Source organism: Alkalinema sp. FACHB-956, assembly GCF_014697025.1.
GTDB lineage: Bacteria > Cyanobacteriota > Cyanobacteriia > Leptolyngbyales > Leptolyngbyaceae > Alkalinema.
Genome location: NZ_JACJRC010000004.1, coordinates 177,864 through 190,781, shown reverse-complemented (window position 1 = coordinate 190,781; position 12,918 = coordinate 177,864). Strand labels below are relative to the sequence as shown.

Annotated in this window: 14 protein-coding genes; 8 read left to right on the top strand and 6 right to left on the bottom strand. The window is 49.4% G+C overall.

Annotation, left to right across the window (positions count from 1 at the left end; all coding sequences use genetic code 11):
• Nucleotides 1-60 precede the first annotated feature (60 nt).
• From H6G21_RS07825 to H6G21_RS07810, 4 genes are all read right to left on the bottom strand, one after another.
• Entirely contained in the window at nt 61-660 is a 600-nt protein-coding gene (locus H6G21_RS07825) for an aminodeoxychorismate/anthranilate synthase component II (RefSeq protein WP_190572359.1), read from the bottom strand.
• 33 nt (nt 661-693) lie between these two features.
• On the bottom strand, nt 694-1,152 hold the full coding sequence (locus H6G21_RS07820; protein ID WP_190572357.1) for a diacylglycerol kinase family protein: 459 nt from the start codon (nt 1,150-1,152) through the stop codon (nt 694-696).
• Between the two features lie 98 nt (nt 1,153-1,250).
• A complete protein-coding gene (ybeY, locus tag H6G21_RS07815; protein WP_190572355.1) occupies nt 1,251-1,757 on the bottom strand; it encodes an rRNA maturation RNase YbeY in 507 nt (168 codons plus the stop codon).
• Nucleotides 1,758-1,910: 153 nt separating this feature from the next.
• Nucleotides 1,911-2,093, bottom strand: a complete 183-nt coding sequence (locus H6G21_RS07810) for a DUF3285 domain-containing protein (RefSeq protein ID WP_190572353.1) — start codon at nt 2,091-2,093, stop codon at nt 1,911-1,913.
• On the opposite strand from H6G21_RS07810, the gene H6G21_RS07805 reads away from it, so the two are divergent.
• The 7 genes from H6G21_RS07805 to H6G21_RS07775 all read left to right on the top strand — a co-directional run bounded on the left by H6G21_RS07805 (nt 2,092) and on the right by H6G21_RS07775 (nt 9,608).
• Nucleotides 2,092-2,259, top strand: a complete 168-nt coding sequence (locus H6G21_RS07805; RefSeq protein WP_190572351.1) for a hypothetical protein — start codon at nt 2,092-2,094, stop codon at nt 2,257-2,259. The two genes, H6G21_RS07810 and H6G21_RS07805, sit on opposite strands and share 2 nt — an antisense overlap.
• Before the next feature lie 153 nt (nt 2,260-2,412).
• On the top strand, nt 2,413-2,946 hold the full coding sequence (locus tag H6G21_RS07800; RefSeq protein ID WP_190572348.1) for a hypothetical protein: 534 nt from the start codon (nt 2,413-2,415) through the stop codon (nt 2,944-2,946).
• Between the two features lie 104 nt (nt 2,947-3,050).
• Nucleotides 3,051-3,938, top strand: coding sequence for a hypothetical protein (locus H6G21_RS07795; RefSeq protein WP_190572346.1), 888 nt, complete (start codon nt 3,051-3,053; stop codon nt 3,936-3,938).
• A gap of 180 nt (nt 3,939-4,118) precedes the next feature.
• A complete protein-coding gene (locus H6G21_RS07790; protein ID WP_190572344.1) occupies nt 4,119-5,396 on the top strand; it encodes an aminotransferase class I/II-fold pyridoxal phosphate-dependent enzyme in 1,278 nt (425 codons plus the stop codon).
• Between the two features lie 595 nt (nt 5,397-5,991).
• Complete coding sequence (locus H6G21_RS07785) at nt 5,992-6,870, top strand: XDD3 family exosortase-dependent surface protein (protein WP_190572342.1); 879 nt, start codon at nt 5,992-5,994, stop codon at nt 6,868-6,870.
• Between the two features lie 392 nt (nt 6,871-7,262).
• Nucleotides 7,263-8,411 carry a GNAT family N-acetyltransferase gene (locus H6G21_RS07780; RefSeq protein WP_190572333.1) on the top strand — a complete coding sequence of 383 codons (1,149 nt, stop codon included), beginning with the start codon at nt 7,263-7,265 and terminating at the stop codon, nt 8,409-8,411.
• 201 nt (nt 8,412-8,612) lie between these two features.
• A complete protein-coding gene (locus H6G21_RS07775) occupies nt 8,613-9,608 on the top strand; it encodes an NAD-dependent epimerase/dehydratase family protein (protein ID WP_190572331.1) in 996 nt (331 codons plus the stop codon).
• Nucleotides 9,609-9,637: 29 nt separating this feature from the next.
• On the opposite strand, the gene H6G21_RS07770 is transcribed toward H6G21_RS07775, so the two are convergent.
• On the bottom strand, nt 9,638-10,564 hold the full coding sequence (locus tag H6G21_RS07770; RefSeq protein ID WP_190572329.1) for a LysR family transcriptional regulator: 927 nt from the start codon (nt 10,562-10,564) through the stop codon (nt 9,638-9,640).
• Between the two features lie 461 nt (nt 10,565-11,025).
• Here H6G21_RS07770 and H6G21_RS07765 point away from each other — a divergent pair, with 461 nt between their 5' ends.
• Nucleotides 11,026-11,427 carry a fasciclin domain-containing protein gene (locus H6G21_RS07765; protein WP_190572327.1) on the top strand — a complete coding sequence of 134 codons (402 nt, stop codon included), beginning with the start codon at nt 11,026-11,028 and terminating at the stop codon, nt 11,425-11,427.
• 133 nt (nt 11,428-11,560) lie between these two features.
• Here the strand turns inward: H6G21_RS07765 and H6G21_RS07760 are convergent, their stop codons facing one another.
• Nucleotides 11,561-12,865, bottom strand: coding sequence for a CO2 hydration protein (locus H6G21_RS07760; protein ID WP_190572325.1), 1,305 nt, complete (start codon nt 12,863-12,865; stop codon nt 11,561-11,563).
• Nucleotides 12,866-12,918: the final 53 nt, after the last annotated feature.

Genomic DNA, 12,918 nt, shown 5'->3' with positions numbered 1-12,918 from the left:
GCAAGCCGTGCGCGGTAAATCGTCACAAACCGCCCTGCAAAACTCATAACGCAAAACTGGTTACTTTCGATCGCTGGCCTCCCGCAAAAAGTTCCGCAACAAATCTTTTCCGGCCTGGGTCAAGACGCTTTCCGGGTGAAACTGGACACCCTGGAGGTGGGGATAGTCACGATGGCGCACCCCCATGATGGTCTGATCCGCCACCCAGGCGGTGATTTCCAGCACAGCAGGGCAGGTTTCCCGCTCAATCACCAAACTGTGGTAGCGGGTCGCCGTCATGGGATTGTCTACCCCCGTAAAGACCCCGGTGTTACTGTGGTTGACCTGGGAAACTTTGCCATGCATCAGTTCCGGGGCAGAGATCACCTTACCGCCAAAAACCTGGCCAATGCTTTGGTGACCCAGACAGACGCCCAAGAGCGGAATCGTCGGCCCTAGTTCGCGGATAACTGCCATGGAAATGCCCGCATCATCGGGGGTACCGGGGCCAGGAGAGATCACAATGCCATCCGGAGCCAGCTCGCGGATCTGGTCTAGGGTGATCTGGTCGTTACGAAACACTTGGATTTCCTGGGCGATCGGAAAATCAGCCCCCAGTTCACCCAAATATTGCACGAGGTTGTAGGTAAAGCTGTCGTAGTTATCGATAACAAGGATCATGGGTTCAGGCCAGGGGAATTGCGCAGAATTACCCTATCCTAAAGCAGCTAGCAGCACGGCGACTAATTTTGGCAAAATCAAGCATCCGGCAACGAGCAGGGCCGCTAGGGCGGAAATCAGCACAGCTCCAGCAGCACAGTCTTTAGCAATTTTGGCTAGCTCGTGATAGGTCTGCTTGACGGTTAGATCTACCACCGCTTCCAAGGCCGTATTCAGTAGTTCCATAGCTAGAACAGCCCCGATCGTCAGGCCAATCACCGCCAATTCAACGACCGTCAGTTGCAACCACCACCCCAGACCGATCGCGCTCAGACCGACAAAGGTATGAACCCGAAAGTTACGCTGGGTTTGAAAGGCATAGCTCAGACCCATCCAGGCGTAGCGAAAACTGGTGAGCAGGGTAGGAGCCACTTGCCAAGCAAACTCGCGCTTGAACTGCACGACTTTGCCATCGGGACGTTTCGGCGTTTGAGTGGGCAGTTCCTGGGACATAGGGGTTTGAGGTGAATTGTTAGGAGGCACAAGCGCTCACAGGACTGTAAACAACCTTACCAAAGTTCAGCGAGTACGATCGCGCAGACCTAACTGAGCTAGAGGAGTACCCCTGAAAGATCGACCATCTGAAGCAGGGCTTGTTGCTGATTCAGCATTCGTTCCAAACTTTCATCGTCCGGATGATCCCACCCTAGGAGGTGGAGCAGCCCATGGGCCGCTAACCAGGCAAGCTCTACCTTTAAAGGGTGCCCTTGGGAGACGGCTTGACGCTCAGCGGTTTCTACCGAAATGATGATATCGCCCAAATACAGCGGTTCTTCCTCAGGCAATTCAGGAGCATCTACTTCCAAAGCAGCAAAGGAGAGAACATCCGTGGGCTGGTCTTTTTGGCGAAAATCTCGGTTGAGGGTATGAATTTCGCGATCGTCAGTTAACCGTAGGCTGAGTTCATAAACATGGTTCGGGTGCAGTGGATCCCCTTCGCCATCCGTTGGCGCTAAAGCGGTGAGCCAACGATCGAACCAAGTTTCCCAGGTTTCCAGCGCAATCGGGGCTGAAGTGGATTCATGAAACACATCTTGGACACTCACTTCAACTTGCATATTCAACGGGCATGCTCAACTTGTATGGAAACTTGTATGAAAACTTGCATGGAACAACGTAGGGATACCTGGGTAGGGATAACTGCCCGCCACTCGCCATTAGACAATCACGATCGGGTCAGTCACGATCGGGCCAATCACGATCGAGGGAACCTACCGGGTGATGTAAGCCAAACCAACCAAAAGCCCTAGGAGCCCGATCGTTGTCAGCGCAAAATGAAACAGAGACTTACTGCCTTGGCGCACCATATTCCGCATGGCGAGCTTCACGTAGCTGGGAGCCTTTTCCGAGTCAGTAGAGAGCGGTGCTTCGGAGGGAGGTGGGGAGGAAGACATGGGACAGACTCAAGGGGAATCAAAGAACAATCAAGCGTTGAATGCCTTAATTTTAAAGCCTGTTGCTAAAATCCGTTCAATTGTGCCGTTCTCTTCATTAGAAATGATCCTTGAAATGCCCGTTGGAATGCGCATTTCTTCAAAAATGGGGGAAATCCGAAATTAAAATGGGGTCTTTTTCAGGATGGCATCGCTCAAGAAATAACCTATAACGTGACAAGACAGCAGCGATCGTCCTCTCCGGTTGATGAGACTCCACTGAACCCAGCGGTTTCCAGAGCTCGGCAGGATCGCTGCCCCCACAGGAGAAACCATACCTATGAAACCCTTTGATTGGCGAGCAAATTGGCGGACAAATTGGCAAACAGGCATTGTTGCGATCTCCCTGACCCTGGTGCTGCTGATCAGCGGCTGTCAGACCAAGCCTCCCTCCCAGTTTGCCCAAGCCCAGCAGGACAGTTCTAAACCGAAGGTGACTGCCGTCGCCAAAGATGCCACCCAAGGCGGCGAATTCAACAAGTTCTTCCCCAAACCGGGAGCTGGGTATGAGCGCGTCTACACCCAAGAGAAAAAAGGATTTGCTGAAGCCAAGTTGAAGAAAGATGGCAAAGAAGTTGCCATGTTGGCCGTTTCGGATACCAAGAGCTTGCCGTCTGCGGCCCTCAAGTTTGCCAACGCGACCACAAAAATTGCGGGCTATCCTTCCGTAGAAATGGGGACGACCCAAACCAGTGTGCTGGTGAAGGATCGCTACCAGGTCAAAGTCATTTCGAAAGCCCCGTCTTTCACAAAGGACGATCGGGCAACCTGGATCGGCAAGTTTGACCTGAAGGGCTTGGAGAAGCTGAAGTAACCTAGCTCAGTCTCGATTCCGCAACGATCACCTCCATCACGATCGCACCTTCACGATCGCCTGATTTTGAAATTTGCATTATTTAAGTACAGGATCCATTTTTTATGAGTAAGCCGATTTATGAGCTTGTCGATGAGCTACCCACCAGCGGCACAACCGTAATGGCTCTGAATGCCCTGGATTTTGTGATTCCGGGCCAGTGGCAAAACCTGACGGGCTTTACGAATACGATTAAGGTCGTAACCGGAGAAACCGATGAAGCCATGATCCAGGCGATCGGAGATCGGGCCGTCTACCTTTACAACGACGAATCCCAGGGCTACCAGCGGGCCATGTGGCTCTACCAAACCGTAGACAATGCTGCTGGGGCACTGGGGATGGCCGCCATGGCCAACAAGCTGGGTCAGGATATTTCCTTCCTAGGCTTTTTAGATAACCTGACCCCCAAGCCAGAAAAGGCCCAAAGCATCGACCTCTGCGTCAAGCTGGTGGTGGAACTGGTGGCCTACTGCCAAATCAACGGGATTCCCGGCGATAGCATTGGGGACTTTCTAGCGGCGCTAGGGGACTACGGTGGGGAATCCCTGATGCGGATGGTGGCCCTGATTTGCTTTGACGGATTGATTCCCCTAGGCCCTCACTTTATTGACAAAGGTCTGTCCACCCTGGGGAGCCTCTCCCCCCAAGAACTCGAGGGAAATCAAACCTTTCAGGGTGTCAGCAGCTTGATTCCCGGTGGGGATGCGGCAGGCAAGTTGAGCTTTATTGGCCAAAGCTTTGACTCTGTGAAGGGCTGGATGACCAATTTTGTTTCCAGCACGGGCCTGACCCAGGACAACGCGCTGGGGAACCTGCAAAAATTTGTCCAAATCTCGGCGGACAAGCTGGACTATGTGGGTGCATTCCTGGACGTTTCTGTCAAGTACTACACCCACACGGGAACGCAAACCTTGGCTCGGCGTCTGATTGAACGGGCGATCGCAGAACTCTAACGTATTTGATTAGGGGCATGGAGGGGCGATCGGGAACCCTAGGGCGATCGCTTCCCATGCTTCTATCTTGCTGATAAGCTGAGATTCATAATTTGTAGCAATCTATGATTTCTGGCCATTAAACTAGGCAAATATACTTTGAGATCGTGCAATCTCGGACAAGGTTGAGAGGAGTTAACCGTGCAAGTTGTAAAGGAGTATGTCCAGCGATGGTACGAGAGCGGATTGGATCCCGATGAGTATATCTGCCACCGCAAGGACGGTAACATTGTCGAGATTGAAGAAACCACAACCGGCAAACGACGCACGGTTCTGACCTTTTGCACCAATGATGTCCTAGGGCTGACGCAAAACGAGTCGGTGAAGCAAGCCGCGATCGATGCCATTCTGCACTATGGCACCTCCAATAGCTCCACCTCGGTGTTGAGTGGACGGATTGATTTACACCGTCAACTGGAAACCGAAATTTCTCAGTTCAAGCATCTGCCCCATACGCAACTCTTTCTCAATGCTTGGATGGCCATGCAGGCTCTCATGGATGCCTTCTGTCATCTTGCCATTCCAGTCCCTGAGTTTGAGCATACGCGAGAAACGCTAATTCTCACGGATGTATTGAACCATGGCTGTATCGTAACAGCGATCGCCAATGCGGGGACGAGATCGGGCAAATTATTCGGTCACAGTCCTCGGGTGCGGGTGCGTGCCTACCGCCACTGCGACATGGAGGACTTTGCCCGCAAGCTACAACGCCATGCCCGTCCCGACGATCGCATTCTCGTGGTCTCCGATGCCGTCTTTTCCATGGATGGGGATGTAGTGCCACTCTTGAAAATGATCGACATCCTCTCCCACTATCCCGGTAGTACGCTTGTAATGGATGAAGCCCATGCCAGTGGCGCATTAGGTTCAACGGGACGGGGCATTTACGAGCATTTTGGCATCAAGCCCGATTACGCGATCGAACGGGGCATCAATCCGTTGATTATGACGACATTCTCCAAATTCGGGGCATCTGTTGGGGCAGCCATTAGCTCCCACATCCCAGAACTGATTCCGTTGTTGAATGTGTCCCCCACCTCGATCGGCACCTGTTCCCTAGCTCCCCCTTTAACGGCTGCCGCCCTGCAAAGTCTCCGGGTCGTGCAGGAAAATCCTGAGCTAGTACAGCGTTTGCAGGAAAATACCCAGTATCTACGGGAGCGTTTAGCAGAACAAGGCTTTGAGGCGATCGGAGAAACGAACGTTGTCCCGATTCTCTTACCCGAGGGCATTAGTCCCAAGGAGTTTGCACGGGAGTTGATGGAGCTAGGAATTTGGGCTTCAGCCATTTGGTTTATTGCCAAACCCCGTATTCGGACAACGGTAACGGCCACCCATACTCGGGAAGAAATGGACGCGCTAGTCAGTGCCATGGTAACTGTGCGCGATCGTCTCTGCAAAACGACGATTAGCGCTTAGGTAATTAGCACTTAGACGATTAGCGCTTAGACGATTAGCGCTGCTTTGCGAAGAATTTGCGAAGCTGTTTAGAGAAAAAATCATCCAGGCAGTGTTGCCGACAATGGTTTAACCAATTAAATCATCAGCTAAGAGGCTCGACCGCGGTCGAGCCTCTTTTTTGTGGAAAATGCTTAATCGCTCTTTCACATTGTGAGCTTGATCACAGTCTTGGGAACGGACAATCAACGGAAATGGGACGATCGTAATATTGCACGGTACAAAAAATAATCGATGTGCCTCAGGGGAATTCTGTAGTTTTATCCCCGTAGCCTTTCTAGTACATTCTGCAAAGGAACGATCGAAGCCCAAAATCTCTCATTAGAACTACTCAATTTACTAGATCAGTCTATCGGTCTATCGCTGCGCAACGATCGATATCAACCGCCATGAAATCCGTAATTTTACGCAAGCACTGGGTAATCCATAAAACTGGAGTGAGTTTTCCATGACTCATCTTGTCGAGGGTATTTTCAGGGAGACATACTCAAAACACAACAGACATCAAGTTCTGAAACCAAATTTTTCTGAAACCATCACGCAGGCTGATTGTCCTATGATCTCCTCTCGCAAAATTGCTACACTCGCTCAAATCACCAGTCTCACGGCAGCAACCCTGTGTGTTGCTCTGGTTGCCAATCCCTCCCAGGCCAACGCCTACAGTTTAAATGGATGGGACTATGCGATCGGGGGTTCCAACAACGGGTCCGGCGGTAGCGTCTTTGACTACAAAGGCATTGCCATCAAGGAATCCGGCGACTCCATCTTTGTCGCGCTCAACACCAACATGACCCTTCAGGGTTCCTTGTATAAAAACGAAGTCATCAACTATGGTGATTTATTCTTCAACTTCACGGGCAAGAGTTTTAAAGCAGCCAGTGATGCCGGTCAGCTCGTGGGAATTCACTTCGCCACCAACGGCTCCCAGTCCGGTGTATCTCAAGTGGGCGTCTACTCCAATGTGAAGGCGAAGAGTACAACATCCCAAAACCATGGGTACGCAAATCTGACGAAGTGGAGTGACTGGACAAAGACAACCAACAAGGGAGCTTACAATGACTCCTTCGGAGATTTGACTGCACGGGATAGCTATTTTGCAGGACAACAAAGCGGAACGGGAACCATCCTGAATGCAATTCAATCCGGTCAGAAAGTCAGCGACATTTTCATGATGTCTTCGGCAGATCTTCAATCCGCAGGCTTGAACTTTGCGCAATTTGGCGCGAAAGGCAGCCAAACATTGGGCTTCAGCTTTAAACGGACAGCTGACTTCAAGGTGGGTTCTTTTGTAGCGAACCTATTTGCAGAATGCGGCAACGATGGGTTGGCCATTCGATCGGATTTACACAAAGTGCCTGAACCGACTACCATGGCAGGGATTGCAGCAGTTGCAGGTTTAGGTCTGTTAGGCCGTCGTCGTCGGGCTGCTTCATGAGTAACCAGTTTGCCGATCGAGGTCAATCCTAGCCATTGGCGACAAACTTGATCTGGTCTCGTCAGATTTTGTCAGAACGTCTGAGTGGTGCAAAGCAATATCTCTAAGGGTGGGTTACCACCCTTTTTTTGTTGCAAATTCGTTGCGAATCAAATTGCTGATTGCGAATCAAGGGCAGAACAGAACCAGCCGATTGCCACCAAATTGACAACCAAGCAGTTAATCCGGCAAGATGGCCATCTCAGAGATTCCATTAGGCAAAGGCCAGCAAGGATTCGCAAAGAGGTGGGCAGGAGGCTGCTATAGTACTACCAACTTCCACAAAAGTCTCTTCCATCTCTTAATTTTGCCCCTGTAAACTTGCCCCTGTAAATTACTTGCCTCTGTAAATTATGGACTTTCAAGTTGTGCCGGTAACGACGCCTGCCCAGCAAGCACAGTTTTTGGATGTGCCCTACAGTGTCTACGCGAACGATCCCAACTGGGTCGCGCCCCTGCGTAGTGATGTTGCGAAAAAGTTTGACCCCAGTAATCCGTTTTTTCAGTACGGTCACTTGCAACAGTGGATCGCCGTGCAAACTGATCGATCGAACGAGACGAGTCAACCCACAGTACTCGGTCGCATTGTGGCAGCGGTGAACGATCGCCTCATCCAAAAAGAACGGTGTAATGTTGGGCTAGTTGGCTTTTTTGAATGTGTGGAGAACTTTCCAGTAGCGCAGGCTCTAGTGGATGCAGCCTGTGCTTGGCTAAAACAACAGGGCATGACCCAAGTGCGAGGACCGATCGATTTATCCACCCATAACAGCTGTCTTTTTTTAGTGGATGGGTTTGACTCACCGCCCATGATCATGATGCCCTACAACCCACCCTACTATCCCAAGTTCTTTGAACAAATGGGCTGGCAGAAAGCCAAGGATGCCTACGCCTATGACTTTCCATTAACCGATCGGCAGTTGACCGCGCAGTTTGAAAAAGGCTACCACATCGCCTTGAAAGCAGGGGTGACATTTCGGCCTCTTCGTACCCAAGGAGAAGGGTTTACGGAAGATGTAATTAGTTTATACAACCTGTTTACCCGTGCCTTTGAACAGAATTGGAGTTCCACACCCAGAACCCAAGAAGAATTTATGGAGGAAGCGAAGTCGCTACAAAGCTTAGTTGATCCAGATGTGTTTCCGATCGCAGAATATAACGGTGAAATGATTGGCTTTTGGATGGGTTTACCCGATTACAACATTCCATTAAAACGGGTGAAGGGCAAATTAGATATCTGGGGGATTCTCAAATTCCTTTGGTATAAACGGCAAATTAATCAAGGGCGGGTCATTGCGATCGCTTGCCTACCGGAATTTCGCCGAAAAATGGTACCCCTAGGGTTAATCCACCTCGGGTTACAAGGGGGGAAAATGAAGGGGAAGCCCTACCAACGGGCAGAACTATCCTGGGTGTATGAAGATAACTTCCCCTCTCGCAAATTAATTGAAGCTTCCGGAGGCAAAATTTATAAGACCTATCGAATTTACGAAAAATCTCTGTAGTCATCAACGTTGTCTACGCTAACTGACAGCGATTCTTTACTGATAGCGATTCTTCAACGGTTTTTTTGCATTGAAAATTCAATCCCATCACTTGTCCTATTTTTTCAGGATTAGATAGTTAGGAGATTAAATTCAGCCATTGCTTTCTAATAGCCTTAGTGAACTCTTTAGTGAATTCTTTGTATTTCCTCAACAATTGCTATGAAAGTACTAGTTACGGGTGCTAATGGGTTTACTGGATCTTACTTAGTACGATCGCTACTTAATCGGGGCGATCGGGTGATTGCCTACGTCCGTCGATCGAGTGACCTCACCCGGTTGCAAGGGTTAAACAACCAAGGGGTAAGCAACTTAGATTATGCCTATGGCGAGATTACCGATGAAGTGGCATTAACCCAAACCATGCAAGGGGTTGATTTAGTGTTTCACATTGCAGCCTATGTGGAATTAGGCTTAGTTGATGCGGCGAAAATGGAACGCACCAATGTACAAGGCACCCAAGCAGTTTTGCAAGCAATGCGATCGGCAGGGGTGCCCAAAATGCTCTATTGCAGCACGATCGGGATTTTTGGGGATACCCAGGGACGCACGATCGATGAAACCTTTCAACGGGAACAGCAGGATTTTTCCTCAGCCTACGATCGCACCAAATATCAAGCTCAGCAATTGGTCGATCAAGCCGTTCAACAAGGAACCCATATCGTTAGCGTGATGCCATCGGGAATCTTTGGCGTCGATGACCCCCATTTTGGCCCCGTGCTCAAAACCTTTGCCAAAGGGAAGTTAAAACTCTGGGCAGGGGGCCAACGGGTGACAGGCATTGTCCATGTGGAGGATTTGGTCGATGGGATGCTGCGGGCGATCGACCAAGGGCAAGCGGGCGATTACTTTATTTTGTCCGCAGGCGATTTGACAACGCGGGAAATGTTTGAACTTTGCGGTCAAGAAATTGGAGTACCCACCCCCCGAGAAGCCCCCGAATGGCTAGTGCGCGGGGTTGCTAAGGTGTTGAATGTCATTGGGCAACTCACGGGCTGGCAGCCGCCGATCGATAACGAGCGAGTCCATTACGTCTACGATCGCTGTGTGCGGGTGAGTGGGGCTAAGGCGATGCGTGAACTCGGCTGGAATCCGCGATCGCCCCAACAAACTTTAACGGAAATTATTCGGCAATTGGGTTCGGAAACTGCATCTTAGCAGTCAGTGAAAAAATTGCGGTTCACCCTCTACAGCAGTTTTTGCAAAGCAGTTGCTTCAGCGACTGCTTTGCCTTCACTCAGCAAGTACTGGAAAAATTCCTTAGCAATTACGGAAAGCTGTTTACCCGAAGGATAGACCACATACCAATAGCGTTCGATCGGAAATTCTTCCACGTCCAGAATGGTTAATTGGTTCGTCAATCCTTCCAAAGCCAAGGTGTGTTTCGAAAGTACTGAAATTCCCATGCCGCCTGCGATCGCTTGCTTAATCGCTTCATTGCTACCCAAATCTAGTCTGACCTTAAGGGGTAACCCGTGGGCATCGAATAATTTTTGTACCGCTTTACGGGTTCCAGAACCGGGTTCCCGCATGATAAAAGGTTCTTCGGCAATGCGCTCTAGGGAAATTTGCTTTTGGCCCACGAGGGGATGATTGCGAGGTGCCAAGACGACCAAGGGATTCTCCATAAAGGGATGAATCTCAACATCCATATCCTCAGGGGGCTGACTGACAATATAGAGATCATTTTCATTACTGGCCAATCCATCCAATACGTATTGGTGGTTCGTTACCGTGAGGGAAATATCAATCCCAGGATAGCGCTGGCAGAAGGCCCCCAGAATTCTGGGGATAACATACTTCGCAGTCGTAATTACAGCAAGACGAAGTTTTCCTTGCTTCAATCCTTTAATGTTCGCGATCGCGATTTCAAACTTCGATAAACGATCGAAAACATCTTGACAGGTCGTAAACAACTCTCGCCCAGCCTCTGTGAGGTACAGCCGTTTACCCACTTGTTCAAACAAGGGCATACCAACAGTTTTCGACAGTTGCTTGACCTGCATAGAAACCGTTGGCTGAGTTAAAAATAACTCCTCTGCTGCACGGGTAAAGCTATTGTGACGAGCAACGGCTTCAAAGACCTTCAGTTGGTGTAGAGTGGCGTTCTGCAAGGGTCTATCTCCAGGGGTCAACAAGTGCTATAGATTTGAATCTATGTCAAAAAATTATTACAATGCTTTTTGTTTATGGAATTTACGGGTATTATACTTGATTAAGAGCGTATGCTCCCTTCCAATTCATGCGTTGCACAATAAAGTTTTGAATGAACTACAACAGCGATGATGCTGTCCTCCTTCTATTTGCAGGAGCCTGAGGAGATCGATTCCTGAAGTGGTTATTCAGTTGCTCACTGTGCAGCGCTTTTTTAATGGGAAGCACGTTTTGACAACTCTTGTACGAATGCATTGCAAGTAAAATCCTCTCTTGTATTCTATCGAACTTTTCGACCATTTCTTTGACCATTTCCTGGAATCAAATCGATTAGAAATTGATTACTCTAGGTTTAAAGAAACAGGTTACGATCGCGGTACTGTTGATATGAGTTATACCATTCGTTACCAGTTGAGTTACCATGGCAGACATCGTTGATATTGCAGTCAGTAATGACAACTTCAAAACCTTAGTTGCAGCCGTACAAGCAGCTGGCTTAGTGGATGCGCTCAAGAGTCCAGGGCCATTCACCGTTTTTGCACCGATCGATGCTGCCTTTGAAAAATTACCTCCCGGTACAGTACAAACCTTGGTGCAAAATCCTCCCCAGTTAGGCCGAATTTTGAAATATCATGTCGTGGCTGGGAAATATACCAAGGCGGATCTGGAAAAACTGGACTCAGTTGATTCCTTAGAAGGCACTTCGATTCGATTAAATATGAAATCCAACGAAGTCAAAAATTCTACCGTGATTGCCGCAGATATTGAAGCGGACAACGGAATCATTCATGTGATTGATAACGTTATCCTGATGGGGCCTTAGGCAAGAATCTGAGGATTTGCTTGCCTCAACTAACCTCGTTACGATCACTCGCTACAATCACAGTCGGAACTGAATCGTTTGAAAAGTCACGGGAAGCATGAATTGATGATTCACGCCTTCCCGTTTTTGATGACTAGCGATAGTCTTGGGTTTGAATATCGCGAATCCGAGCTTCCGGTCTTAGGAAACGATCCATTTGGGCTTCAAAGAAAGCGCGGTTCGCTTTCAAATGTTCGGGATTGGGATCGTCTAACGGATACAGCAGTGCTGTCCGTAGCGCTTGAATCACCGCAGAGGTGACGCAGTACATCGATCGCTGGAAACTGACGGCCAATTGAACCAACATATCGTCTTCTCCTCGACAATGCTGCTGGTAATACTCCACCAAATAGGGTGGGAGGAAATGTAGCATATCCTGAGCCAAGAATGTGGGAGGAATGCCTGCGGTGCCTACGGGGAATTTATCCGCATAGAGCACTCCGTAGTGGAAATCCTGCTGGTCATCGGGAACCTGCTTGGCTTGGGCATTATAGGATTTCGTGCCTCGGAAGGGAGAAGTGCGATAAAACACCGCTTCCACGTAGGGCAATGCAGCCTCATACAGCCAAGTGAAGCCTTTGGATTTGGGAATAATTTCGTAGCATTCACCGCGAATGTAAACATGGTGATAAATAGGCCGACCCGCGATCGCGAAAATGCCATTCACCAGGAAATTCATTGCTTCCGGAACGCTTGTTAACTTGCCCTCATCATAGAGATCGGACATTTCAAAAAACACCGGAGCCATGACTTCCCAAAACAGGCCGAGGTTAGCATAGTAGGACGCTTGACGGCACTGCTCGAGGAACATGTCGGGGAAGAGCTTATACAAGCCCAGCATCACCGGGTTACCTTTGAAGTAGGCTTTAATAGCCCGATCGGCATTTTGCTTGTACTCCTCGGAGTCAAGATAGGGATCGAACTGGTTCCAAGGCACATACATATCGCGGTGCCAAAGCATCGATCGCATGCATTCTTCAGCAAACTCCATGTTGATGCGATCGTGCCAGAGGTGATGGAACAATCGAGGGAGTTTCTGTTTCAGTTCGCCTTTCTCAATGAATTCCCGCAGTTCTGGATGACAGTCTGCCCCGCCTCGCCAAATCCGCAAGTCCGCTGTATCGCCTGCATAGTGGTTAGGCAGTTGCAGGTATTCCTCGGAAATAAAGTATTTGAAAAAGGGCAACGGATTTAAAAATACCTGTTCACCGATGTACAGCAAATCCCGCCAGTAGAAATCCATTGGCACCGCATAGGCTTTGTATAGCCCAATAATCTGCATGAGATTTTCTGGTGTATCTGGCAGCATTGCCCCGCCCGCTTCTAGGCGATAGATGATGTCCGCCAGGGGATGGTTGGACGGTGGCAGCTTGGTGGAGGGGGGAGTAGCGACGGTCATCAGCACAGATCCTCATAAGTGTGGGTGAAATCCAGAGTTCGACTCAAGCGTTT